22 protein-coding genes are annotated in these 25,224 nt (G+C 62.5%); 7 read left to right on the forward strand and 15 right to left on the reverse strand.

The window, feature by feature from the left end; all coding sequences use genetic code 11:
• Positions 1 to 4: 4 nt before the first annotated feature.
• Entirely contained in the window at positions 5 to 1,801 is a 1,797-nt protein-coding gene (locus tag ACNOHI_RS04250; protein WP_420473402.1) for an autotransporter assembly complex protein TamA, read from the reverse strand.
• Positions 1,802 to 2,024: 223 nt separating this feature from the next.
• Here ACNOHI_RS04250 and ACNOHI_RS04255 point away from each other — a divergent pair, with 223 nt between their 5' ends.
• The 3 genes from ACNOHI_RS04255 to ACNOHI_RS04265 all read left to right on the forward strand — a co-directional run bounded on the left by ACNOHI_RS04255 (position 2,025) and on the right by ACNOHI_RS04265 (position 4,618).
• Positions 2,025 to 2,651 carry an MEDS domain-containing protein gene (locus ACNOHI_RS04255; protein ID WP_420473403.1) on the forward strand — a complete coding sequence of 209 codons (627 nt, stop codon included), beginning with the start codon at positions 2,025 to 2,027 and terminating at the stop codon, positions 2,649 to 2,651.
• Between the two features lie 49 nt (positions 2,652 to 2,700).
• Complete coding sequence (locus tag ACNOHI_RS04260; RefSeq protein WP_420473404.1) at positions 2,701 to 3,117, forward strand: response regulator; 417 nt, start codon at positions 2,701 to 2,703, stop codon at positions 3,115 to 3,117.
• A 145-nt stretch (positions 3,118 to 3,262) separates the two neighbouring features.
• Entirely contained in the window at positions 3,263 to 4,618 is a 1,356-nt protein-coding gene (locus ACNOHI_RS04265) for an HD-GYP domain-containing protein (RefSeq protein ID WP_420473405.1), read from the forward strand.
• On the opposite strand, the gene ACNOHI_RS04270 is transcribed toward ACNOHI_RS04265, so the two are convergent.
• From ACNOHI_RS04270 to ACNOHI_RS04290, 5 genes are all read right to left on the reverse strand, one after another.
• Positions 4,612 to 5,289, reverse strand: a complete 678-nt coding sequence (locus ACNOHI_RS04270) for a DUF6064 family protein (RefSeq protein ID WP_420473406.1) — start codon at positions 5,287 to 5,289, stop codon at positions 4,612 to 4,614. The two genes, ACNOHI_RS04265 and ACNOHI_RS04270, sit on opposite strands and share 7 nt — an antisense overlap.
• A 185-nt stretch (positions 5,290 to 5,474) precedes the next feature.
• Positions 5,475 to 7,061 (reverse strand): alkyl hydroperoxide reductase subunit F, encoded by a 1,587-nt coding sequence (gene ahpF, locus ACNOHI_RS04275; protein WP_420473407.1) that lies wholly within the window; start codon positions 7,059 to 7,061, stop codon positions 5,475 to 5,477.
• 157 nt (positions 7,062 to 7,218) lie between these two features.
• The gene (gene ahpC / locus ACNOHI_RS04280) at positions 7,219 to 7,782 is read right to left on the reverse strand and encodes an alkyl hydroperoxide reductase subunit C (RefSeq protein WP_420473408.1); all 564 of its coding nucleotides are present in this window, start codon (positions 7,780 to 7,782) and stop codon (positions 7,219 to 7,221) included.
• A 208-nt stretch (positions 7,783 to 7,990) separates the two neighbouring features.
• Positions 7,991 to 9,205 (reverse strand): formate-dependent phosphoribosylglycinamide formyltransferase, encoded by a 1,215-nt coding sequence (gene purT, locus ACNOHI_RS04285; RefSeq protein WP_420473409.1) that lies wholly within the window; start codon positions 9,203 to 9,205, stop codon positions 7,991 to 7,993.
• A 27-nt stretch (positions 9,206 to 9,232) separates the two neighbouring features.
• The gene (locus tag ACNOHI_RS04290) at positions 9,233 to 9,517 is read right to left on the reverse strand and encodes a hypothetical protein (RefSeq protein ID WP_420473410.1); all 285 of its coding nucleotides are present in this window, start codon (positions 9,515 to 9,517) and stop codon (positions 9,233 to 9,235) included.
• Between the two features lie 66 nt (positions 9,518 to 9,583).
• On the opposite strand from ACNOHI_RS04290, the gene ACNOHI_RS04295 reads away from it, so the two are divergent.
• The 3 genes from ACNOHI_RS04295 (at position 9,584) to ACNOHI_RS04305 (ending at position 12,546) form a co-directional block, all read left to right on the forward strand.
• Positions 9,584 to 10,051, forward strand: a complete 468-nt coding sequence (locus tag ACNOHI_RS04295) for a CreA family protein (protein ID WP_420473411.1) — start codon at positions 9,584 to 9,586, stop codon at positions 10,049 to 10,051.
• A gap of 187 nt (positions 10,052 to 10,238) precedes the next feature.
• The gene (locus tag ACNOHI_RS04300; protein WP_420473412.1) at positions 10,239 to 11,345 is read left to right on the forward strand and encodes an SRPBCC family protein; all 1,107 of its coding nucleotides are present in this window, start codon (positions 10,239 to 10,241) and stop codon (positions 11,343 to 11,345) included.
• A gap of 142 nt (positions 11,346 to 11,487) precedes the next feature.
• The gene (locus ACNOHI_RS04305; protein ID WP_420473413.1) at positions 11,488 to 12,546 is read left to right on the forward strand and encodes a glycosyltransferase family 9 protein; all 1,059 of its coding nucleotides are present in this window, start codon (positions 11,488 to 11,490) and stop codon (positions 12,544 to 12,546) included.
• Here the strand turns inward: ACNOHI_RS04305 and ACNOHI_RS04310 are convergent.
• From ACNOHI_RS04310 to ACNOHI_RS04340, 7 genes are all read right to left on the reverse strand, one after another.
• Positions 12,525 to 13,598, reverse strand: a complete 1,074-nt coding sequence (locus ACNOHI_RS04310) for a glycosyltransferase family 9 protein (RefSeq protein ID WP_420473414.1) — start codon at positions 13,596 to 13,598, stop codon at positions 12,525 to 12,527. The genes ACNOHI_RS04305 and ACNOHI_RS04310 overlap by 22 nt on opposite strands.
• A 5-nt stretch (positions 13,599 to 13,603) precedes the next feature.
• On the reverse strand, positions 13,604 to 14,437 hold the full coding sequence (locus ACNOHI_RS04315; RefSeq protein ID WP_420473415.1) for a glycosyltransferase family 2 protein: 834 nt from the start codon (positions 14,435 to 14,437) through the stop codon (positions 13,604 to 13,606).
• Entirely contained in the window at positions 14,434 to 15,063 is a 630-nt protein-coding gene (locus ACNOHI_RS04320) for a DUF4254 domain-containing protein (RefSeq protein WP_420473416.1), read from the reverse strand. Before ACNOHI_RS04320 ends, ACNOHI_RS04315 begins: the two co-directional genes overlap by 4 nt.
• Positions 15,064 to 15,222: 159 nt before the next feature.
• Complete coding sequence (locus ACNOHI_RS04325) at positions 15,223 to 17,391, reverse strand: glycogen debranching N-terminal domain-containing protein (protein WP_420473417.1); 2,169 nt, start codon at positions 17,389 to 17,391, stop codon at positions 15,223 to 15,225.
• Positions 17,392 to 17,425: 34 nt separating this feature from the next.
• Positions 17,426 to 18,451, reverse strand: a complete 1,026-nt coding sequence (locus tag ACNOHI_RS04330) for a glycosyltransferase family 4 protein (RefSeq protein ID WP_420473418.1) — start codon at positions 18,449 to 18,451, stop codon at positions 17,426 to 17,428.
• 229 nt (positions 18,452 to 18,680) lie between these two features.
• Positions 18,681 to 19,454, reverse strand: a complete 774-nt coding sequence (locus ACNOHI_RS04335) for a ferredoxin--NADP reductase (RefSeq protein WP_420473419.1) — start codon at positions 19,452 to 19,454, stop codon at positions 18,681 to 18,683.
• Positions 19,455 to 19,609: 155 nt separating this feature from the next.
• Complete coding sequence (locus ACNOHI_RS04340) at positions 19,610 to 20,374, reverse strand: DeoR/GlpR family DNA-binding transcription regulator (RefSeq protein ID WP_420473813.1); 765 nt, start codon at positions 20,372 to 20,374, stop codon at positions 19,610 to 19,612.
• A gap of 237 nt (positions 20,375 to 20,611) precedes the next feature.
• On the opposite strand from ACNOHI_RS04340, the gene ACNOHI_RS04345 reads away from it, so the two are divergent.
• Positions 20,612 to 21,736, forward strand: a complete 1,125-nt coding sequence (locus ACNOHI_RS04345) for an ABC transporter substrate-binding protein (protein WP_420473420.1) — start codon at positions 20,612 to 20,614, stop codon at positions 21,734 to 21,736.
• A gap of 6 nt (positions 21,737 to 21,742) precedes the next feature.
• Here the strand turns inward: ACNOHI_RS04345 and ACNOHI_RS04350 are convergent, their stop codons facing one another.
• The gene (locus tag ACNOHI_RS04350; RefSeq protein ID WP_420473421.1) at positions 21,743 to 23,857 is read right to left on the reverse strand and encodes an HlyD family efflux transporter periplasmic adaptor subunit; all 2,115 of its coding nucleotides are present in this window, start codon (positions 23,855 to 23,857) and stop codon (positions 21,743 to 21,745) included.
• 2 nt (positions 23,858 to 23,859) lie between these two features.
• Entirely contained in the window at positions 23,860 to 25,224 is a 1,365-nt protein-coding gene (locus ACNOHI_RS04355; RefSeq protein WP_420473422.1) for an efflux RND transporter periplasmic adaptor subunit, read from the reverse strand.

A 25,224-nucleotide genomic window follows, 5' to 3' on the forward strand; every position in this document is an offset into this window, starting at 1 on the left:
GGACTCAGAAGCCATATCCCACCGAAAAATGCAGCCGCGGCTTGCGCGTGGCATGGCCGTACGCGAGGTCGATATTGACGGGGCCGATCGGGCTGCGCCAGCGCGCGCCCACGCCGGTGCCGCGTTCGAGGCGGAACCCATTCCAGGATTCCGCCGCGTTGCCCGCGTCGACGAACACCGCCGCGCCCCATTGCGGCGCCAGCTGCCTTACCAGCTCCGCGCTTGCCACCGCGGTCACGGTTCCACCCACGATGGCCCCGTTCTGGGGAACACCGAGCGAATTGAATCCGTAGCCGCGCACGCTCTGGTCGCCGCCGGTACGAAACAGCAAGTCGGCCGGGACCGTCAGGCGGCTGCCACCGAATACTTGTCCGACGTGGGCGCGCAGTACCGCTTGCCAGCGCGGCGCCAACCGCTGCAGCAGGGTGGCGCGGGTGACGACGCGGAAGATATTGCTCTCGTTGATGACGCCGCGCAGACCGCCGCCCAGTTCCACCGACGCGACATACCCTTCGCGCGGCCGCAGCGGATGGTCGAGGCGACGCTTGGTGTAGGTGAAGGACGCAATCATTGCCTGCCGGTTGTTGCTGAACGCATCGCCAATCCGTTGCCGGTCGCCGAGGTAGGTCAGCGCCCAGACTTTCTCGTCGAAGCGATTGGGGCTGGTGACGCGCGCACCGATGCGCATCTTGTCGTTGATCTCGCCCCCGCTCGTCGTCCGCTCAAGGCGGGCACCGAAGCCGGGCTGCCATCCGGGCGGCAGCCAGCCCGACGATACTGGCGGAAGGAAGACATCGCCGCCAAGGACATGCGTTTCGCGGTCGATCCGCAATTCGGACTCCAGCCTCCAGTCGCGCATCAGGAAATTGCGGTCCAGCCACCGTACCTGGGCACGGGCGCCGGTATCCGTGGAAAAGCCGACGCCAAGGGCCAGGCGCTTGCGCGGGTTCTCGACGAGGTCCAGCCGCACCGGCACTTGCTCGGGATGCGCGCGGTCAGGTTCGAGCGTCGCGAATGCCGATCGGAAGTAACCGCTGTCTTCAAGCCGCGCCTGCAGCTCGTTCAGTTTGTCCTGCGAGTAGGGTTCGCCGGGCTGGATCGGGTTCAGGTTGTCGATCATCGCGCGCGAATAGCGCGTCAGGCCGTGGACATCGAGTTCGCCGAAGGTGAAAGCGGGGCCGGAGTCGACTTCCACGGTCAGCAACGCGCTGTTGTCCTTCGGGTCGATCCGTGCTTCGCTGTGCGTGATGACGGCCGTCGGGTAGTCGCGGGAAAGAAGGTCTTTCAGGAGGTCGTTCTTCTCCTCGGTCCAGGCTGACTGCCTGAAGACCTCGCCCGGGTCCAGTCCCCAGCGCCGACGAAGGCGCTTCATGCGGCTTTCGTCAGCCGTTGGTCCCTCCGCGACGCCGCCCTTGAACCGGATCGTGACATTGGCGATGCGTACCGGCGTGCCAGGATCGATCTCCAGCCGCACCCGCCATTCCGCACCCGATGTGTCCAGGCGCGTGCGCACCACGGGGGAAAAGTAGCCCTGGGTCGAGAGCAGGTCCCTGACTTGCGCGGGGGCGGTATCGACCAGCCTTTCCAGCTGTTCCGGCGGCAACCCTTCGGCGGCGCGGCGGCTGATGTCGAGATGCTCCGTCAGCATCTCGCGGTATTCCTCCGCACCTTCGATCTCCAGCGTGTAACTGCGCACCTCCTGCGCCATGGCCGGTACCGCAAGCATCAGCGCTGCCGCCAGCGCGGCGAGTGCGCGCTTGAGGCCGTCCGGCGTGTGCCTAGAAATGAAACGGATGCGCAAGGGAGTGAAGAAAGTGTCAGGACAATCGGCCCATTATTGAGGGAAAGCAAAATGTGCGCATTAGGTTAGATCAATTGACAACTTGAAGCATTTCAATGGCTTGCTTGATCGATTTGCAGTATCGGCGCGGAACGATTTGCCTTGGGTGCTGTCTTTCCGCAGCGCCTGAAGGCGCCGAATGCCAGAAAAACATGGCGAGAGACATGATTGACAGGGAGAAAAGTTGGTTGATTCAATACTCCGGGGCCTCGAAGGAGGCGTAACACTCGGGCAGCACATTTCGCATTTTTATCAAGACGTCGAACAGATGGTGCACGCCGCGTGCGGCTACATCATGGACGGCTTGCACCGGGGCGAAGCCGTGTTGATCGTTGCCACCCAGGCGCACTGGGCGAAAATGGTCGGCAAGCTGGCGGCCATGCGCAACATCGATCTCGTCGATGCCGTGATGAGCGGCCAGTTGCGCCACATCGACGCCAACGTGGTGCTTGCCGGTTTGCTCGAGAACGGCATGCCGGATGACAGCCGCTTTCGCGAACGGGCCGGCGCACTGGTCGAAGGCGCACTGGGCCGCTTCGGCAAGGTACGCATCGTCACGGAGCTCGCCGGCATGTTGGGGGAATCGGGGAACCGCGCGGCGGCACTTCGTCTCGAAGATTTGTGGAAAGGCCTGGCGACGCGTTTGCCGTTCACCCTGCTGTGCACCTATCGGGCGGATGCTTGCCGCCGCGAGTATAATTCGGCCCTCGACAGCGTACACAACGCGCATGCCAGCATGGACGGCAGCCGGCCGGAGAGCCGGGAAGCAAACGCACCGCAAGAGGATGACCCGCGTTCGGCCAAGCCGTAGCGGACGATGGCATTAGGCCCATGGCATCGGGCGATAACCAGCAAATACCATGCAAACTTCACCGGACAGGGGCGACGACACCCTTCTGCAGCAATCCCCCTTGCGCGTACTGGTCGTGGAAGATAACCGCGACCTTGCCAAGCTGTTCTGCGACTTGCTGCAGGTAATGGGCTGTGTCGCCGAAGCGGTGTTCAATGTCCGTGCGGCACTCGACAGCGCGCGTGCGAAGGCGCCTGATCTCGTTTTCTGCGACCTGCGCCTGCCGGGCGGCAAGAGTGGCTTCGACTTCGCTGCGGAGATGCGCGCGGATCCGGAACTGGCAAGCATTCCCTTGATTGCTGTCAGCGGCTATGCGGATGGCCCCGAGCGGGAAAAGGCGCTGCAGGCCGGATTCAACCGGGTGTTTGAAAAGCCGGTGAAGTTCGCGCAGATGATGGAAGTGCTCAACAGCATACGCGGCGAGTAGGGGCGCTCCGCCGCCAAGGCGCCCGCCGACGGTGGCAAAATCCCGGTGTCGTATTTCAGCGTCGCGTCAGGCGCGTTTTCCCATATCGCGTACAATCGGCTAATTGCTATGCGGCAATTTTCGCCGCGCATCGAACTGTCCGGATATGGCGGCCGTCCTTCCAATCGCACCTTCCCTCAGGTTGTCCGAGCTTCTCGGCGCATTCAGCTATGCGCTCGACCTCACGGAAGGCCAGCCTCCCGGCCATTGCATCCGATGCTGCTGGATCGGCATGCATATCGGCCAGGAAGCGGGTCTGTCCGGGGACCAGTTGTGGGAGCTGTATTACACCTTGCTGCTCAAGGACCTCGGTTGCAGCAGCAATGCCGCGCGCATCTGCGAGCTGTACCTGACCGATGACCTCCAGTTCAAACGGGATTTCAAGCGCGTCGGCGACAGCCTTCCGCAAGTCCTGTCGTTTGTCCTGACCCATACCGGCTTGCAAGCCGGGCTGGCGGAACGTTTCAGGAGTGTGATGACCATTTTCCGCAACGGGAGCGAAATCGCGCACGAGCTGATCGCGACCCGTTGCCAGCGCGGAGCGGATATCGCCAGGCTGCTGCACTTCCCGGATGGCGTCGCTGCCGGCATTTACAGCCTGGATGAACACTACAACGGTAGTGGCAAGCCGGACCGGCTGGCAGGGGATGCCATTCCCGTCTATTCGCGCATCGCCCTGCTGGCGCAGGTCATCGACGTATTTCATACAGCCGGCGGCCGCGGCGGTGCGCTCGACGAAGTGCGCCACCGTTCCGGTCACTGGTTCGACCCGAAATTAGTGCGTGCCTTCGAACAGGTCGCCCTGTCGGAGGCGTTCTGGAGCACGCTCGAATCGCCCGGCGTCGATGGGGCGGTACAGGCGTTGGAGCCCTCCGGCTACGAGGTTCCGCTGGACGACGACTACCTGGATGATATTGCTGCGGCCTTCGGTCAGGTGGTGGACTCAAAAAGCCCTTATACGAGCGGGCACAGCATCCGCGTCGCCCTCTACACCGACATGATTGCCGAAGTGCTTGGCGTGTCGCACGAGCGCCGCCGATGGCTCAAACGTGGAGCGCTGCTGCACGACGTGGGCAAACTGGGTGTCAGCAATAGCGTGCTGGACAAGGCGGGCAAGCTGGACCGGGCAGAATGGGACGCCGTCAAGCAACACGCCGTATATACCGAAACCATCCTCGGACGTATCGGCGCCTTTTCCGAACTGGCGCGGGTCGCTAGCGCCCATCACGAGCGACTCGACGGAGGCGGATATCCGCGCGGCCTGACGGAACGCGACATCTGCACCGAGACCCGCATCATCACCACCGCGGACATTTTTGATGCCATCACCGCCGATCGTCCCTACCGCGGCGCGATCCCCATTCCAAAAGCGCTGGAGATGATGGCGCAGACAGTCGGCACGGCACTGGATCCTGCCTGCTTTGAGGCGCTCAAGAGCGCTATCGCGAAACTTCCTCAGTAGCGCTTGCCGCCGAGCGGCAGGGCAGTCCCTCGCCGCGACCGGCCTGTCTTCGGCCTCGCCATCATCCATACGCCAACGATTCCTGCCACGACGAGCCCAAGGTCCTGCGGCACGTCCAGGAGGAAGGCGGCCTGTCCGCCGATCACTGACCACATCACCGGGACAATGTACGGGGCGCGAGGTGCGGGCGCTTTCAGAAATGCCAGCAGCCCGAGGGTGTAAATTGTGGTGGGACACGGCAGCCCGAATGTCGGCATCGCCGGAAAGGTGTGACCGGCAAGCCATGACAACACGGGATACACAATGAGCGCGAAAGCGATGAGTGATGCCCCCGCGTATGACCGTACATTGTTCCCGACCTCAAATTGAAGGCGCCTGAGAATGACGCCGTACCAGAGGAAAACAGCGGCGCCAATCAGCGACATGCCTGCAAATCCAAAGGCCAGGGGATTGATACGCGAGAAGAATGTGAGGTGATAGACGGTGGCGCTCCACGTCCAGAGAAATGCCAGGATTGCCGACACCGTTGGTCCGGCCGAAGGATGGTTCGTGCAGACCAGGACGACCGCGACGAGAGAAAGGGCCAGCAAAAAGAGTTGGGCCGGCCAGACCGCCTCGTTGTACAAGTGGAAGACGGCGAAGAACTGCTCCGCAGTGAAGGGGATCTGCATGGCATCCTCCTGCAAGGGTTGCGATTGCAAGAATGACTATCCTCGCAACGAGGAAGAAAATCCATGTTTCAGGTCAAGCGGATTCAAACCGTTCTTTCCCGAGGACCCGCATTTTCCGCAATGAAAAACGCCGCCCTGAGGCGGCGTTGTCTTCTGCCAGTTCATCTTAACCGGCCACCATCATGTCATGCGGCAACGGCGACCTTTTCCTCCGCCGGCGCTGAAGTCCGGATCAGGTGGTCGAAGGCACTGAGCGCTGCCTTCGAACCTTCTCCCATTGCAATCACGATCTGCTTGTACGGGACGGTCGTTGCATCGCCCGCGGCGAAGACACCCGGCACCGACGTCTGGCCGCGCGCGTCGACTTCGATCTCGCCGCGATTGGAAAGCGCCACCGTGTCCTTGAGCCAGTCGGTGTTAGGCAGCAGGCCGATCTGCACGAAGATGCCTTCCAGCTCGACGAGCTTCGCGTCGCCGGACCGGCGGTCGGTGTATCGCAGGCCGTTGACCTTGTTGCCGTCGCCCGTCACCTCGGTGGTTTGCGCCTGGGTGATGACAGTGACGTTCGGCAGGCTGAACAGTTTGCGCTGCAGGACGGCGTCGGCGCGCAGCTTGCTGTCGAACTCCAGCAGCGTCACGTGGGCGACGATGCCGGCCAGGTCGATCGCTGCTTCGACGCCGGAGTTGCCGCCGCCGATGACCGCCACGCGCTTGCCCTTGAACAGCGGACCATCGCAGTGCGGGCAGTAGGCAACGCCACGGTTGCGGTATTCCTTCTCGCCCGGCACATTCATTTCGCGCCAGCGTGCACCGGTCGCCAGCACGACCGTCTTTGCCTTGAGGCTGGCGCCGCTGGCGAGCTTCACTTCTATCACGTCGCCAGGGACCAGGGCCTCGGCACGCTGCAGGTTCATGACGTCGACGTCATAGGTCTTCACGTGCTGCTCCAGCGCGGCGGCGAGCTTCGGGCCTTCGGTTTCCTTCACCGAAATGAAATTCTCGATACCCATGGTATCCAGCACCTGGCCGCCGAAACGCTCCGCCACCACACCGGTGCGGATGCCCTTGCGTGCAGAGTAGATGGCTGCAGACGCACCGGCGGGACCGCCGCCGACGACGAGCATGTCGAACACGTCCTTCTGCGCCAGCTTGGCGGCTTCGCGCTGCGCGGCGCCGGTATCGAGCTTCGCGAGAATTTCCTCGAGGCCCATGCGGCCCTGGCCGAAGGTTTCGCCGTTCAGGAACACGGTCGGCACGGCCATGATCTGGCGCTGCGTGACTTCGTCCTGGAACAGCGCGCCGTCGATCATCACGTGGGTGATGTTCGGGTTGAGGACGGCCATTAGGTTCAGCGCCTGCACGACATCCGGGCAGTTCTGGCAGGACAGGGAGATATAGGTCTCGAAATGAAACTTGCCTTCGAGGTTGCGGATCTGCTCGATCACGTCGGCCTCGACCTTGGGCGGGTGGCCGCCAGCTTGCAGGAGGGCGAGGACGAGTGAGGTGAATTCATGGCCCATCGGGATGCCCGCGAAGCGGATACCCATGTTGCTGCCGGCGCGGGTGATGCCGAAAGAGGGCACGCGCTCGCCGTCGCCGGCGTTGCGGCGTTCGTCCAGCGTGATCTTGTCCGACAGATTGGCGATGTCGTTCAGCAGCGAGGACATTTCGTGCGACTTCTCGCTGGTGTCCAGCGACGCGCTGATCTCGATCGGGTAGGTGACTTTTTCGAGATACGCTTTGAGTTGGGTCTTCAAGTTGTTGTCCAACATGATTGCCTCCTTTGTGAGGTTGCGAATTCTTCAGGATGTGCAGTGCCAATTCCGGATGAATCGGACCAGACAGGATTGATCGGGAATTGGCGCTGCCGCCGGGCGCTTGCGCTGCGCCCGGGGAGCGGATGCGCCTCGGATGAGGCGCGAAGCATGCTTAGATCTTGCCGACGAGGTCGAGCGACGGCGCCAGGGTTTCTGCGCCCGGGGTCCACTTGGCGGGGCAGACTTCGCCCGGATGGGAAGCGACGTACTGGGCTGCCTGCACCTTGCGCAGCAGTTCCTTGGCGTCGCGGCCGATGCCGTTGTCGTGCACTTCGCACAGCTTGATCTGGCCTTCCGGATTGATGACGAAGGTGCCGCGCAGGGCCAGGCCTTCTTCTTCGATCATGACTTCGAAGTTGCGGGTAATCGCGCCGGTCGGGTCGCCGATCAGCGGGTAGCGGATCTTGCGGATGGTGTCCGACGTGTCGTGCCATGCCTTGTGGGTGAAGTGGGTGTCGGTGGACACGCCATAGACTTCCACACCCAGGGACTTGAAGGTGTCGTAGTTGTCAGCCAGGTCGCCCAGTTCGGTCGGGCAGACGAAGGTAAAGTCGGCCGGGTAGAAGAACACGATGGACCACTTGCCCTTCAGGTCGTTTTCCGTGACGTCGACGAACTTGCCGTTGTGGAACGCGGTTGCTTTGAAGGGCTTAACTTGGGTATTGATCAGGGACATATCTACCTCTCTTGGTTGAAAAAACTCGGATGAGTGAATAATAGATCCGACCTATTGTTTTGTAAAATCAATAGTTTCTATATATGTGATAGCTTGTCTTAATTACAGGCCGATATTTTATTTATCTGCGTCACACGCTGCAGGGCGTTGCCGGAATTTCATCCAGTCGTCATCAGATGAAGACCGGCGCGATTGGTTCGGAAAGCCGTCAGCCGGTGGTGACCGGCCGGACATTCGCCGCCGCCTCCTTGGCGCGGCGCCGCGCCGTGTCGATGTCGCCGGCCGTTGCGAGTGCCACGCCCATCCGGCGGCGTGCAAAGGACTCCGGCTTGCCGAACAGGCGGATGTCGGCGCCGGGGACGCGCAGCGCGTCGGCCACGCCTTCGAAGGCAATCGCCTTTGCCTCGTGCCGCCCGTAAATGACGGCGGAAGCGGCGGGGGAAATGACCGTCACATCGACGGGCAGGCCGAGGATGGCCTTCGCATGCAGCTCGAATTCGCTCTGCTTCTGGCTGGCCATGGTCACCATCCCGGTATCGTGCGGACGCGGACTAACCTCGGAGAACCACACCATATCGCCTTTGACGAAGAGCTCGACGCCGAAGATGCCGAGGCCGCCGAGTTCGTCGGTGACCTTCCTGGCGATCTCGCGCGACTTCTCCAGCGCGATCGCAGGCATCGGATGCGGCTGCCAGGATTCGATGTAGTCGCCTTTTTCCTGCACATGCCCGATCGGCTCGCAGAAATGCGTGACGACGGCGTCATCCTTCATCGCCCGTACGGTGAGCTGCGTGATTTCGTAATCAAAGTCGATGAAACCCTCCACGATCACGCGGCCGGCGTCGACCCGGCTTCCGGAGGCTGCGTAGTTCCATGCTTCTTCGATTTCGCCCGGGCCGTCGATCTTCGACTGGCCCTTGCCGGAGGAGGACATGACGGGCTTGATGACGCAGGGGAAGCCGACTTCAACGCAGGCGGTTTTCAGCTCGTCGAGGCTGTCGGCAAAGCGATAGGGCGACGTCGGCAAACCAAGCTGTTCAGCAGCGAGCCGGCGAATGCCCTCGCGGTTCATGGTCAGCCACGCGGCGCGGGCGGTCGGGATGACCGTCGCGACGCCATTCTTTTCCAGCTCCACCAGCGCCGTCGTCGCGATTGCCTCGATTTCCGGCACGACGAGATCCGGCCTCTCCTGTTCAATGAGTGCCGTGAGTGCGGTGGAGTCGGTCATGTCGATGACGTGGAACCGATGCGCGACCTGGTGGCCCGGTGCGTTGGCATAACGGTCGACGGCGATGACTTCGACACCGAGGCGTTGCAGGGAGATGATGACTTCCTTGCCCAGTTCGCCCGAGCCGAGCAGCATCACCTTGACGGCGGAGGGGGATAACGGGGTACCAAGGCGGAGCGGGCGTGTGATTGTCATTGCGTCGGGAAAAGTGATTGATCGGGTTCAGCGCATGGCGTCGAGCGCGTCGATTTCGGACGCTGCCCAGTCGACGAACGCCTTGACCTTGATGCGGAGATCATCGAAGCGCGCGGCATCATCCAGCGGCTCCATGCAGCCAAGGGCGAGCGTCCAGCCCGTCCCCGTCTGCAGAAAATTCTCGAGAATCTCTCGCCGGTTCTGCATCATGCGGATCTTGAAATCGTCCATCATCGGAATCTGCAGGTCCACGGACTTGCGCCACATGTCCAGCATTTCTTCCATGCGATCAGGATCAAGTTCGATTTTCATTGTCTGGCTTCCATCGATTTGCGTGGTAGTGTACTTTCAATAGCGATTTCTTACAGCGGATTCCCCATGAAAACTGTTTTTCCTGCTTTCCTTGCGGCATTTCTTGCCATGCCCGCGCTGGCAGAACAGGTCGGCGAGGTCGACACCGCCTTCAAGCTGGTCGGCCCCGACCACAAGATTGTCGTCGAGGTGTTTGACGACCCCAAGGTCACCGGCGTGAGCTGCTTTCTCTCACGTGCGAAGACCGGTGGAATCAAGGGCGCGCTGGGCCTGGCCGAGGACAAGGCGGAGGCATCCGTTGCCTGTCGGCAGGTCGGTGAGATTGCCTTTGCCGGCGCCATTCCGAAGCAGGAAGAAGTGTTCACCGAGCGCGCGTCCATCCTGTTCAAACGTGTGCGCGTGGTCCGCATGGTCGATCCGAAACGCAATGCGCTGGTCTACCTCGTTTACTCGGACCGCCTGATCGAGGGCAGTCCGCAGAACAGCATCACGGCGGTGCCTGTCGCCGCCCAGCAGAAAATCCCGGTCAAATAGCACGCCAACTCCTCCTCCATTCGCCCGATGTTTGCGCAGACCGACATGTGGCGACGCAACGATTGTCCGCTTCCCCGAGTCCAAAGGGCGGGCAGGCGACATGGGTCCGGTTCTGCTGATTCCCACAAGAAAAGCAATGAACCAGCGCCTGGCATAGTCAACCTTGTATGGCAGAAAGGAGCAGGCAATGAGAGAGGAGTATGAAAGCAATCAGTCCCGCCTGGCATGGATGCTGGGCGGTCTGTCGCTGGGCGCGATCGCCATGTACCTCGCCGATCCCGAGCGCGGTCCGCAACGGCGCGCGATGGCGAAGGAGGCATTGCGCGGCGCGGCTGCAAGCACGGGCGACGTGCTCGACGTGGCACGACGTGACCTGGGAAGCCGCGTGCAGGGCTGGCGCGCGCAGGCTGATTCCATGCTGACCCGCGGCAAGGAGCAGATGGACGACCAGGTGCTGAAGGCCCGCGTGCGGCAGCAGATTGCGACGGCGGCATCGCAGCCGGGAAACATCGATATCCAGATCGCCAACGGGGTGGTCACGCTGAGCGGTACCATTCCGAAGCACGAGCGGCATTTCCTGCTCGACAGCGTCCGCCGCGTGGAGGGCGTCGTCCAGGTGGAGGATTTCCTGGATACGCAGGAACAGACCGGAGGCTATACGGCGACGCGGGAAGGGTATAGCAGCTACCAGCCCGACGCGTCCATGGAAAGCTGGTCGCCGTCGGTCCGGACGATCGTCATGCTCGCCGGCAGCGCACTCGGCCTTTACCTTCTGTCGCAGCGCTCGTCGGCATTGAGCGGCACGCGCGAACCGATCATCCTCAACAAGACGATCTACGTCGATGCTCCACCGGAGCGCGTATTCGAACTGTGGAGCAATTACGAAAACTTCCCGCGCTTCATGTCCAACGTGCAGGAGGTGCGCGACCTCGGCAACGGCCGTTCCCACTGGGTCGTGAAGGGGCCGGCGGGTGCGCTGGTGGAGTGGGATGCGCGCCTGACGGATTCGCGCCGGGGCGAGGTGCTCGCCTGGCAGAGCGAAGCTGACGCCGACGTGCACAATAGCGGGCAGGTCCGGTTCGAACCCGAGGGCAAGGGCACCCGCGTCAGCGTCTACATGTCGTACTCGCCTCCCGGCGGCGGTATCGGCCATGCCATCGCATCGATGTTCGCGTCCAACCCGAAGCAGGAAATGGACGAGGACCTCGCACGCATGAAGGCGTTCATCGAGACCGGCAGGATGCCGTCCGATGCCGCGCAGCAGCCGCAGTCCTCCACATCCATCTTGCATTGACATCACGGAGACAGGCCGCCCCTGGAAAGCGGGCGGCCATCTTTGTTGATGCAGGCAAAGTCCGCGGTTGGTCAGGATCAAGCCGGGGCGGCGGTGCCTCCCTATCATGATCTGGGAAAGCAAAACCGACAGGAGGCCATGCGTGGCGCTTGCAGATATCGTGGATGAACCGTTGATGGGAGAGCCGCTTCTGAAGAGGATGAGGGTCGACCGGCTCGCGATATTCCGCGCGCTGCAGGTCGGCGACATGCTGTGCGCGGTTCCCGCCTTGCGTGCGATCCGCGCCGCGCTGCCGCGCGCGCATATCGCGCTGGTCGGGTTGCCGTGGGCGGCGCAGTTCGTGCAGCGTTACCGGCGCTACGTCGATGAATTCGTCCCTTTCCCCGGCCATCCGGCCTTTCCCGAGCAGCCTGTGCGCGAGGCGGAACTGGAGGCCTTCTATGCCGGCATGCGCGCGAGAAGCTTCGATCTCGCGCTGCAAATGCATGGCAGCGGCCAGATCAGCAACCGCATCGTTGCCGAATTCGGCGCCGGCGCTGTCGCGGGTTGCGTGGCGCCAGGCAGTGCGGTTGTCGATCCGATTTCGTTCATGGAATATCCGGAGGAAGGGCCGGAGCCGCTGCGCCTGCTGAGGCTCGCGGAATTCATTGGCGCGCCGGCCATCGGCAACCATCTCGAATTTCCACTGACCGACGAGGATGAGCGCGAATTGCGGGACAGCGGTCTGGCGGCAGGACTCGAACCCGGAGGCTATATCTGCATCCATCCGGGCGCGCGGATTCGCGACAAGTGCTGGCCGCCGGAACGCTTCGCCGAAGTGGCGGATGCCCTGGCGGATGAATTCAAGTTGCGCATTGTCCTGACAGGTTCGGCCAAAGAGGCCGACCTCACCGCCGCAGTTGCCGGTCGCATGCGCAATGCAGCTGTCGATACGGCGTCTCCATTGTCCCTGGGTGCCATGGCGGCGTTGATGAGCCGGGCTCGCCTGCTCGTCTGCAACGACACCGGTGTTTCGCATATCGCTGCCGGATTGCGGTTGCCGAGCGTGGTGGTGTTCAGCAAGGCGGACATGCAGCGCTGGGCGCCGCTCGACCAGGATCGTCATCGCTGCATCTGGGATCCCGAAGGTCAGCGCGTCGAGCTCGCGCTGCAGCATGCACGGTCCTTGCTGAAGAGCGATCAGCCGCCCGTCCGCTCCTGATACAACGCGAGCGCAAGCTGACTTGCTTCCTCGACGCTCACGCCGTCCACGAAACTGTCATCGTGCGCACAGCGCGTCTTGATATTTTCCTCACCGCAGACCGGACAATGCACACGCAGCGACATCGCTGCCCGGTGATGGTTTTGGCGCAGCGGCGCCGACTCCAGCACATTGGTCAGCCAGTAGATGCCCACCGCAGGCGTGCCGATCGCGAGCGCGAGATGCAGCGGGCCGGTATCGTTGGACACGACCAGTGACGCGCGTTCCAGCACGCCGCATAGTCCGGACAAGGACAGCTGTCCGCACAGGTTGATGGCAGGATGATGCATGTGTTCGAGGACGCGTGCAACGACAGCGGCTTCCTCGTGGCTGCCGTTGATGGCGACGACAGCACCTTCGCGCGCAAGGAGATCGCCGAGCGCAGCGAACCGCTCCGCCGGCCAGCGCCGGCGGGGATCGCTGGCGCCGGGTTGCAGGACCACCAGCGGCCGGTCGGGAATATGCAGGACCTGCGCCGCTTCGCGCCTGTCGTCGTCGGTCAGATGCAGTTCACGGCCGATGCGCACGTTGGTGGCGCCGGCGAGTGCCGCCACTTCGAGCAATTGCAGGCGGCGGTTTTGCAAATCGCCGAAGGACACCCATCGGTCGAGCGGCGCGGCTTCAGGCGTCTTCATGCCGACGGTGAGCCGTGCACCGAACTGCATGATGAAGGGATTTGAGTAGAGACCGCCGCCATACACCTGCAGCGCAATATCAATTCCCGCCGCGCGCATGTCGTCAACAAATCGCTTGCCCGGGGCGGGATCGATGTTGGCATCGGGCGGCACGCCAAGTCCGGGACAGGGCGGCAGGACAATGACATCGTCGACGGGGCCAGGCCGGTTGGCGAGAAAGTCGGCGTGCCATTGCCTGCCAATGTAAGTGATCCGGGCATCGGGGTAGGCGTTGCGCAAGGCATGCAGGCAGGGCAGGGCAAACACGAAATCGCCCACGGCGCTCGGACGCATGACGACAATCCGGCGCACGCCGGGCAAGGGCGGGAAATCGTCCAAGGCGCTCAGGTCATGTCCACGGCGGAAGAGATTGGCAGGACCCTGGGGGCATCCACATCGCGTGTAGTGACGGTCGTCGGCAGCTCAAGATGATAGGCGCCCGAAGGAATGATCCCGCAGCCGCCGTAGCGTTCCATGACGCGCAACTGCGCCAGCACGTCCTCGCCGCAGTGCGCCTCCGGAAGCTGCTCCCAGAAGTCGAATCCTCCGGCGCTGCGCAACTTCTCCGTGTCGAACAACACGCAGCCGCCGATCCATGCAATGCGATAAAGCCGCGTTGTTGCCCGCGTCAGTCCGAGCCGGGACTGCACATGAAACAGGTTCGCCGCGCTGTGCAGATGGTGCCGTGCCCATTCCGCGCTGCCGGGTGTCACCCGTTCCGGTTCCACCTTGCCATTCCAGAATTCGATGTGCTGCTGTTGGGGGCGGATGTCGTCGAGAAAGCTCATGCCATGCAGCGCGCTGCCGACGAAGCCGCATTGCTGTTCCTCGATGATGCGCAACATGCGTTCCAGCACATCGTTCTCCAGCAACACGTCGTCATCCAGGTACAGACAATACGGCGCGGTGACCTGTGAAAGTAGAAAGGCGCGCTGCTGCGCCATGCCGCGTCGTGGCAGGTTGCGCAGCGCAAGGACATCGCGGCCGTTGGCCTGCATCTGGCGCATGACGGCCTGCACCTCCGTCTTGTCGAACGATGCCTGGCCATCCGACTGGTCCGACATGATGGTGCGGAAGTCGCTGAACGTTTGTGCAGACAGCGATGCCAGCGTCACGGCCAGCGCGCAGGGCCGGTTGCAGGTTGGAACAAGCACGTCGATCGTCGCGCGCTGCATCATGTCGCCACGCCTCCTGCCACCGCGCGTTGCTGCGCGCCGTAGAGATAGGGATTGAGGGCGGGGTCGTTGTACATCTTGAACTGGCGATACACCTTGAAATACGCACGTCCCTGCTGTGCGTCGGCAAGCAACTGGTCGAAGCAGGCGCCGAGGTCTTGCCGCTGGACGAGCAGGCGCTGCAGCTTGTCGCTGCACTTTGCGATGTGCTCAGGGCCGGCATCGACGCGCTGTGTCTGCTCGCGCATATGAAAGATCTTCAGGCTCAGTATCGACAGGCGGTCGATCATTGCGCCGGCCGTTTCGCTGTTGAGGCGGGCATTGCTTTCCGGCTCGCTGTCTTCGAGCGCGTCCAGGATGGCCTCGTCGATGGCTTCCACCGCATCGTTGCGTTTCTGGTTGTACTGGTCAATCAGGCGCTTGCAGGCGGCAATTTCGCTCGGGCTCACATCCGTGCGCCGTGCCTTGTCTTCTTCATTCCAGAGCAGCGTGTTGTAGCGATGGTTTGCTTCGATCCAGAACCATGCGCCGGGCCGCTCGCCGAGCGGCTGTACGGCCGGCCATTCGGCATTGGCCAGCATGTCATCGTGAAAACGGGTGAGGGATGCAGCGGTGAGGTCATTGAGCATGGTGTCCCTTTCGATTCTTCAATTTCATATCGAGGAAATATCGAAAGTGCCGGCTGCAAGAACCGTGCTATGCCGCCATGCAGCGCAGATTTGCCGCATGGCGCATCCCTTACATGGCAATTAATACAAGCGGTGGTAAAAAAGGTTCGAGCACTGTGCTCAGGCAACTACGACCACCTCCGCAGGCCCTTCCTTGCGGATCACATTGACACCGACATTGTTCGGATACCGTTGCAGCAACAGATCGACTGTCGAGCCGGCAATCGACAGGCCGCGTATCTCGACACGCTCGAGGAAAGGTGGCAACTGCGGATGCCGGAATCGGATCTCCGGCTTGTGCGGGTCGAAGGATAGCCCGAGGCAAGCCTGCAGCAGGGAAAATACCGTGGCGGCGGCCCACGCCTGCGGCGAACAGGCGACGGGATAAAGGGTCGGGCCTTCGTCAGGGCGTTTTTCGAAGCCGCAGAACAGTTCCGGCATGCGGCTCTGGTCCATGTAGAGGCTTGCTTCACGCAGGGCGCTGAAGACCTGCATGGCCTTGCCGGTGAAACCGTAACGCGCCATGCCGTCGGCAATGAGCGCATTGTCATGCGGCCAGACGGAACCGTTGTGGTACGCCATGGGGTTGTAGCGCGAGGCATTGGTCGGAATGGTGCGGATGCCCCAGCCGCAGAAGAATTCCTCCGTCAGCATCTGCTCGGCGATGCGTGCGGCGTATTCCGGTGTGGCGATGCCGGACCAGAGTGTATGGCCGGCGTTGGAAGAGGCAACGGCGCATTGCTGCTTGTTGCCGTCCAACGCGATCGCGTAGGTGCCCATTTCTTCGCACCAGAATGCTTCGTTGAATTTCTTGCGCAGCGCTTCGGCGGAACTTTGCAGACGATTGGCGAGTGCCGCGTCGCCGAGGAGGTGCGCGAGTTCAGATGCGCGCAGCTTTGCCTCGTAGACGTAGCCTTGCACTTCGCAAAGCGCAATCGGCGCGTCAGCGAGGCGCCCGTCCTTGTGGAACACCGAGTCGTTCGAATCCTTCCAGCCCTGCTGGGCCAGGCCCGTTTCGCTGTAGCGCTCGTATTCCACGAAGCCGTCGCCGTCACGATCGCCGTACTCGTCGATCCAGTTCAATGCCTTGCGAATGTTGCCCCAGATGCTGCGGATGAATTCGAGGTCGCCCGTGCGTTCGTAATACGCGCCGGCCAACCCGACGAACAGCGGCGTCGCATCTACCGTGCCGTAGTAGCGGCCGAACGGAATTTCGTTGAGTGCGGCAAGTTCACCCTGGCGGGCCTCGTGCAGGATCTTGCCCGGCTCGGCGTCACGCACCGGATCGAACTCCGTGGCCTGCGTGGCAGCAAGGAAGGTCAGCACACCCTTTGCCATCCCGGGATCGATCCAGAGATACTCGCGCGCGGTGAGGATGCCGTCGCGCCCGAACGTGGTGGAGTACCACGGCAGGCCGGCGTAGGGATAGTCGCCTTCCTTGCGGTCCGTGGTCAGCATCACGAGGTCGGCAGTGGAGCGGTCGAGCCAGTTGTTGAACAAGGGGTCGGACGTGACCACGCGGCAGCGGTCCTCCAGGCGGGCGCTGACCGTGCGGTTCAGTTCGGTGAAAGCGCCGAAGTAGTCGGTGCTGTTCTGTACCTTGTGGCCGTCGGGTTCGCAGCCGATCGTGGCATAAATGTGCGACTCGGCCTTCGGCTTCAGCGAGATCCGGAAATCGGCACGGCAGGGCGCGATCTTGTCCGGCACGGGATCGAAGGTGATGCGCGTATGGCGCTCCTGTCCGTCGACGCCGCAATAGCCGAGCAGCATTTCGCGCGCGGAAACCTGTGGATCGAGCATCCTGCCGCGCCGCTCGCGGCTGAAACCGCGCACTTCGAAAATATCCTTGTAGTCGGCACCGTATTCGAGGGAGAGGGTGACCTCGATCGGATCGAGTCCGTAATTGACCACGCGCACATGTTCGTAGCAGGCGTTGTTCCACAACAGCTTGGCGCGGAAGATGTGCAGGTCGCCTTTCGCGATCCTGTTCCTGCCGTTCGGATGCAGGTCGGGATTCATCAGTTCGACGATGAACAGGCCGTTGTCATCCTTCACCGTCGAGTTCAGGTACATCGGGCGCACACCCTCGATCAGCAGTTCCTGGTGCGAGAGGAAGCAGGTGTCGCCGTGGTAAATGCCTTCCTCGCCGAGGCCGATGGGCTGCACGTCGCCGAATCGGTCGAACATCGCGAACAGGTCGTTGTGCTTCAGCACGCGGCGGCGCTCGTCTGCCGGCGATGAGGTTGCAAGGATGTACCACTGTTCGCCTAGCCGGATTTTTTCAACCATGGGACTCTCCGTTTGCGTTGGGGCGGGGGGAGGTTCATTGCGACAGCAGCCGCTGATACGTGTCGAGGTAGTTCGCCGCCATGCAAGGCGCGGTGAAGCGGCGTTCGAACGCAGACCGGCAGTCCTGCCTGCTGATGGACTCGATGCGGCGTGCCGCGCGCACTGCCTCTTCCAGATCGGAAACGACGAAGCCGGTGACGCCGTCGTCGATGATTTCGGGAACCGATCCGTTGGCGTAGGCGATCACGGGAGTGCCGCAGGAAAGCGCTTCGATCATTACCAGGCCGAATGGTTCGGGCCAGTCGATCGGAAACAGGAGCGCGCGTGCATGTTCGAGCAATTCGCGCTTGTCGGTTTCGCCGACTTCGCCGACATAGGTCACAAGCGGATGCCGCAGCCGTGGCTTGATGACTTCCTTGAAGTAGCCTTCTTCGGACTTGTTCAGCTTGGCGGCAATGTAGATCGGCCGTTCGCACTGTACGGCAATGTCGATGGCCCGGTCGACGCGCTTTTCCGGCGATATTCTGCCGATGAACAGGAAATAATCGCCCGGTTCCTCGTTGTAGGCGTACAGGTTCGCCGGCAAGCCGTGATAGACGGTGTTAACCCAGTTTGCCCAGGGCAAGGGCGTGCGCTGGCTGTCGGAAATGGACACCAGCGGCGGAACGCGGAAATGTTGATATACCGGAACCAGGTACGAAAGGTCGAGCCGCCCGTGCAGTGTCGTCAGGTGGGGCGTGCCGCAATTCCTCAGCGTCGGGAACTGCAGGAAGTCGGTATGGAAATGGATCACGTCGAAGTCATCCGACATTCCGATGACCTGGTCCAGCTGGATCAGGTGATAGGCGAGCCACGATTGGTCGAAGGCACTGTTGCGGACGCTTTGGTCTACGGTGGCGACAAGTCGCGCCCGCGTCGTTGAATCGCCGGACGCGAACAGCGTGACCTCATGCCCTTGCCGGACCAGTTCTTCGGTAAGAAAGGAAACAACCCGTTCCGTGCCGCCATAACCCTTCGGAGGAACACTCTCGAACAAGGGGGAAACCTGTGCAATCTTCATGATCGGTGCCCGGTTTCAGTCGTTGGGATGCCGGCACGCGCCGGACGGCACGACGCGGGCGTACGCATGTATTCCCGGCGTTGTGTCGAGGATAGAGAGTCGACAGGGCGTGCTTGTTCCCGACACGCGTCACGGAGCTTGACCGGCCGAAAGAAGAGGAAGGGTTGGCTGAACTGCCGGAGGAGGAAGATTACCCCGCCGGGAGTCCGGCGAGGCAGGGGAACTGCGGTTACTGCTCGGCGAAAGCGCGCTCGATGACGAAGTCGCCCGGGGTGGACGTGTTGCCTTCCTTGAAGTTGCGCTTTTCCAGCATTTGCTTCAGGTCGCGCAGCATGGCGGGGCTGCCGCAGATCATCACGCGGTCAACGGCCGGATCCAGCGGCGGCACTTGCAGGTCTTCAAAGATCTTGCCGTTTTCGATCAGCTCGGTCACGCGGCCCATGTTCCTGTACTGCTCGCGGGTCACGGTCGGGTAGTAGCGCAGCTTGCTCGACACCAGTTCACCGAGGAATTCGTGGTTCGGCAGGTGCTCGACCAGCAGGTCGTGGTACGCCAGTTCGTCCACTTCGCGCACGCCGTGCACGAGGATGACCTGCTCGAACTTCTCGTAGGTTTCCGGATCGCGCACGATGCTCATGAAGGGCGCGAGGCCGGTGCCGGTGGACAGCAAATACAGGCGCTTGCCGGGCAGCAGGTAGTCGATCAGCAGCGTGCCGGTCGGCTTGCGGCCCACGATCACGGTGTCGCCCACCTTGATGTGCTGCAGGCGGGAGGTTAGCGGACCGTCGGGTACCTTGATGCTCAGGAACTCCAGGTGGTCCTCATAGTTGGCACTGACGATGCTGTAGGCGCGCAGCAGCGGCTTGTCGTTCACGCGCAGGCCGATCATCGTGAAATGGCCGTTGGAGAACCGCAGGGACGGGTCGCGGGTGGTCGTGAAGGTGAACAGCTTGTCGGTCCAGTGATGCACGCTCAGCACGCGCTCTTCGTTAAATGCACTCATGATTGATGACAGTAGGCGGAATGAAACCGGGATTGCGGACGCGACGCGGATGAGCCAGTCGCGTGAAGCGAAACGTGGGATTTTACCATTTCCGGGCTGCAGGTGACCCGAAAAAGCGCTGAATTGCCCCTGAAACCCCTGTGGAAATGCGGGTTTCAGGCGGAAGGATGGGCAATGATGGCTTCGACGCCCCCGGTTTTCATGATTTTCAGCAGCGATTCGGGCGGCCGGGTGTCCGTGAACAGTTTGTCAACCTGGGTGATGTGACCCATCCGCACCAGCGCCTCGCGCCCGAACTTGTTGCCGTCGGCTACCAGCCAGACTTCGCGGGATTGTTCAATGATGGTCTGCGCCACCCGTACTTCGCGGGGATCGAAGTCGCGCAGCGTCCCGTCCGGCTCGATGCTTGAAATCCCGATGATGCCGATATCGACCTTGAACTGCCGGATGAAGTCGCTGGTCGCCTCACCGATGATTGCGCGGTCGCGCTTGCGCACCACGCCGCCGGCAAGGATGACTTCGGACGACGGGTTGTCGCACAGGATGGTCGCGACGTTCAGATTGTTGGTGATGACGTGCAGGTTTTCATGGTTAACCAGCGCACGGGCGACTTCTTCGGTCGTGGTGCCGATGTTGATCAGGAGGGAGCATCCCGGCTTGACGCGCTTTGCTACCTCAGCGGCAATGCCGCGCTTGGCGCCGAGATGCAAGGTCTGGCGCTGCAGATAGTCGATGTTTTCGACCGACGATGCGAGCCCGACGCCGCCGTGATAGCGCGAGAGCAGCCTCGCTTCTTCCATGGCCTTGATGTCGCGGCGCACCGTCTGCGGCGTGACGTCGAACTTCCGGGCCAGTTCCTCGACCGACACCGTCTCGTGTTGCCTGACGAACTCGAGCAATTGTCGCTGCCGGGGATTCAGTGCCAAGGTGTTCTCCGAAAAGGGGTATTGCGCGCCGAATGGCCGGCGCAAACCGCATGATTTTAGAACAACTGCTCTACAACGGGCACTTTCTTGCTTGACGAAAAGTAGCTAGATTGGCCTGACAAAAAGAAAAGTGCCTGTCGTCAAGATTTTTCGTCGGCAAGGCAGCCCGGAGCGATACAAGGGGCCATACAAAAACATCCGGGCCAACCCATTCATTGACGAGGAGACAACATGTTCATCAAATCACTGGCAGCGGTCGCTGCCTTCTCTGCCATTACTCTGGCGCACGCCGCGGAAGTCAGGATCGGTTCCGTTTTCGGCCTCACCGGCCCAACCGCGTCTACGGCGGCCGAGGGCATGGCGATTGCCAACGGCTACCTGGAAATGATCAATGCCAAAGGCGGCATCAACGGCAACACGCTGAAGCTCGCCGTGCGCGACGACCAGTACGATCCGCGCAAGACGCCGGCCCTCGTCGACGAATTGATCAGCAAGGAAAACATCGTCGCGCTGGTGAACGGACTGGGCACCGCCAATACCGCCGCGCTGATGAAATCGGGCGTCCTGACCCACCATCGCGTCCCCCTGGTCGGCGTATTCAGCGGTTCGGACATCATCCGCGGCCCGGGTTCGGAGCAGATCTTCCACACGCGGGCGAGCTACACCGACGAGGTGATGAAGATTTCGCGCCTGGCCAGCACGCTCGGACTCAAGCGCGTTGCCGTGCTGTTCCAGGAGGATGGATTCGGCGCCAGCATCAACCAGGCGGTTGCCAAGGCTTCCGAGACCTACGGCTTCGAGGTGGTGCAGAAGGTGCCGTACAAGCCGGGTGAGACGGACTTTACGGCGCACGCCGCGCAGATGGTGGATGCCCGCCCGCAGGCCATCTTCCTGATGGGCGTGCCCGAGGCGGTGTCGCGCTTCATGAAGGTTTACGACAAGTCCCGGTCCATGGCGCAGGTGTATGCGCTGTCCTTCGTGCCTGCCAAGCAGCTCGCGGATTTCGCGGGCGAGCAGCGGGTGCGCGGCGTCGGCATCAGCCAGGTGGTGCCGAACCCGGCATCGACGACGCTGCCGCTGGCGAAGGAGTTCCAGACCTTCCTCAAGTCGCCTTACGGCAAGGGCATCAGCTCCAACCCGCTGAACTTCGAAGTCTTCCTCAACCTGCGCCTGGCCGTCGAAGCGATCCGCATGGCCGGACCGAAGCCGACACCGGAAAAGGTCACGCACGCGCTGACCTCGATGAACAGCTTCATGCTGGCGGGCTATCCGATCAATTTCAGCGAATCCAATCGCCGCGGCGCGCATTACCTCGACATTGCCGTCGTCGGTGCGAACGGGCGGCTGTCGTACTGATCGCCGTCAGAATCCCAGTTCCCGCCAGAGCACCGAGAAGAAATTGCGGACAAAACGCAGTCCCGGTGCTTCCCACTTTCCTGCAATGACGACCGTGCCCCGCAGCGCCTGATGCGCGGGTTCCACGGCCTCATCCGGGGCAAGGGCGAGCTTGACACGGTATACGCCGTGCTCCGGGTACCAGGCGCCTTGCTTTTCACGCGCAGCGACGGAGCCGCCGTGCTGCGCCGCCCACCAGCCGCTGGGAAGAACGCGCGTTGCGTCCTGGTCGATGCCGGTGACGACCAGTCTGCGGGCCGGGCCGTCCAGCCCATCGGGATAGAAACGGGCGGAATCGCCGACGGATACGCGCTGAACGCTTTCTTCGTCGAGGAAGGTTTCGGCTTCGCTGCCATCCTTGCCAACGAGAAGCGCAAGACGCTCATTCTTTCGGACCCATACGCCCGGCGCGAGATCCGGCTCGACATCGTGCAGCCGGCCGTCAAAAGGCGCGACGGGCTGGAAGCGCGCCGCCTCCAGCTGGAGCTCGCGCCATTCCGCTTCCGCGGTCTCCAGCTCCTCGCGTGACGTTGCCATGCGCGCGCGTTGCTCGCTATCGAAGGCCGCCACCGACGATACTTGCCAGCGCAACCGTTCGATGCGTGATTCCAGGGCCTGGCGGCGCTTGTCGTTTTCCATCGCGCCCAGGGCGATGAGGACTTGTCCGGCCTTGACCTCGCTGCCTTCCGTCACCGGCGTAGCGACCACCTGCGCATGCACCGGCGCGTGAACCGGAAATACCTGCAATGCGTGGAGACTGCCGCCTGCCTGGATGCGGGACGGCCAGGGGATGACGAACAGCAGCACCAGGATGGCAAGAACGCCTGCGCTGCGGCGCGCGCGCTTGCTGTGCCGGAGTTGCGGCCAGAGCGCGCGCCAGGTACCGATCTCGTTTGTGATCGGGCGAAGGATGAACCACACGATTTCCACCGCGAAGAGAAAGATGCCAACGGCCTTGATGAAGAAGTGATACACCAGCAGCGCGATAGCCAGGAATAGCGAGAGCCTGTACAGCCAGGTGCCCCATGCAAAAAGGATCAATCCGGCATGGCGCAGCCGCGTGAAGTGTTCCGGCGGCTGCGCGCCGAGAGCGAACAGCCTTTCGCGCAGGTCCCAGCGCGCGAGGTCGAAGGCGCGGTTGTGCAGGTTTGGCATGTCGAGCCAATCGGACAGCAGGAAGTAGCCGTCAAAGCGCATGAAGGGGCTGAGGTTGATGGCCAGTGTCGCAATCCACGTAGTCGTCGCCAGCGGGAATACGATGGACCGCAGCAAGCCGTCCGGCAACAGTGTCCAGGCCAGCGTGGACCAGACTGCAATAACGAGTTCCGTGGCGACCCCAGCGCCGGCGACATGCAGGCGTTTGCGATTGTCGCGCAGCCGCCAGACTGCATTCGTGTCGGTGTAGGGCACCGGCCACAGCACGAGGAAGGCCAGGCCCATGGACGGCACCTGGCATCCGTACCGTTTGGCCGTCAGCGCATGGCCGAGTTCGTGCGCGCACTTCACGCCCGCCATTGCAATCGCATAGGCCAGCAAGCCGCTCGGGGTGAAGGTGTCGGCGAGCGTCGTGGTGAACCGCTCCCATTCGCGGAATACCTGCGCGCCGCCAAGCACGAGTGCAAGCAGGGTCAGGCGGGCGAAGGTCTTGGAGAACATCCAGTCGAAGGCCGGAGCAATATGCGCCAGCCATCGATCGGGTTTGAGCAGCGGAATGCGGAAGAACAGGTAATGATGCAACAACTGCTTGCTCAACGAACCGCGCGATTCGATATGGCGGCGCGCCATTGGCTTCACCGAAGACGTCGGGTCCGGACGCACGAGCTGGTTGTCAGCGAGGAATTTCAGAACGCCGGCGACATCGTCAGCGTCGGGATGCAATGTGGTGGATGACCGCACCGACAGCGCGATGTCCTCCGGATTGCCGAAGGACCAGCGCTGCAGAATCTCGAAGGTCATCCAGTCGATGCGGAAAAACTGGTTCCGCACCGGGTCTTCGAGGATGTGGCTTGGTTCGCCATTGGCGAGGATGGGGCCGGGATGCAGGGACAGCTCCTCGCGTAATGGAGGCAGGGCGACATCCATGGCTACCATCCGAGGAACTGGCGGGCCGCCGCGAGCGGACGCCGAAGCACCCAGTAAACAAGCGGCACGCGGCCGCCGGACAATTTCGCGGTTCCGCGGAGTCCGACACGGTGGCCGGTTTTTTCGTCCAATGCCGCGCGCACGCGATAGGCGTAGTTGCCGTCGGGGCGCTGCACGGCCTCATAGGCGATGTACCGGATGCGTGCCGGGACCGGCGAGAGCGGCGCGGCGCTCAGATAGAGTTCGACGTCCGCGCCGGCCTCGAGGCGGATGGCGTCGCCGACCGGAAGCCAGGCTTCCACCTCGATATCGTCCGGCGTCGCGATCCGCATGACCCGCTCGCCGGTCGCGACCGGACGCCCGATCCATTCTCCGGGGTCGTCGAACAACGCGATGCCGCCGCGCGGCGCCACCACGCGTGCGCGATCCACCATGCCGCGCAGGTACTCGGTTTCGGCACGGCGTTCCTCGATCTTTCCCTGCAAGCTCGCCAGCAGGTTTTTCGACTTGCCGTCGTTCAGCGCCTGTTGCAGCGCCTGGCGGTATTCGGCTTCCGCCGTCGCCAATGCCTGCTCGGCGACGGCGCGCCGGCTCGCCAGTTGCGCTTCGTCGAAGTCGAACAGCGGCTGGTCCTTTTTCACGGACTCGTTCGGCTTCACATGGAATTGTGCGATCACGCCTTCGAGCGGAGAGCGGATGACCGCCGGATTCGCGGGAACCAGTTCGCCGGGGGCAAGAACCGTCAGGCGAACGGGCAACAGCAGGGAGAGCAGGAGCAAGCCGGCGACCGCAGTCGAGCGGCGTTTCCACCACGGCGCACCGGTCTTGACGGCAAGTGCGCCCTTGATTGCGGATTTGAGGGACGCCAGGTTCCACGCGTGTGCCGGACGCTTTGCTTCATACGCATGTTGCAGGATATCGCCCCATTCGAGCAGCAGCGCGATTTCATCTTCAAGCCAGGGAACATCGCGTGCAAGGAGAAGGCCGCCGCGCGTGCCACCCGCCTCGCGCGACGCCGACGTCAACGGGATCCACAGGCCGTAAGCCGGCAACCAGTCGTGCCAATCATCGCCGACTTCCGGATCAAGCGACCTGGCATCGACGGGGCCGGGCGTCTGCAAGGCACCACAGACGCGTTCGAGCCATTGGACATAGGGCGCATTGGCTTCGATCTGCACGACGCCGGACAATGCGCATACGCGACGGTCGGCGAACCACAACGCCGCCTGCCGGTAAGGTGCGAGCGTGTGGGTCGAATTGACGGCCATGAAATCGAGCTCGACGCTGTCGTCGACATGTCGGGCCCGGTGGGCAAGGTCAAGCAGGCGGGTGATGCCACCCGTTCCTGGTTGTACCGAAACATCCAT

The organism is Noviherbaspirillum sp. ST9, from assembly GCF_048799745.1.
In the GTDB taxonomy this organism is placed as follows: Bacteria; Pseudomonadota; Gammaproteobacteria; order Burkholderiales; family Burkholderiaceae_D; genus Noviherbaspirillum.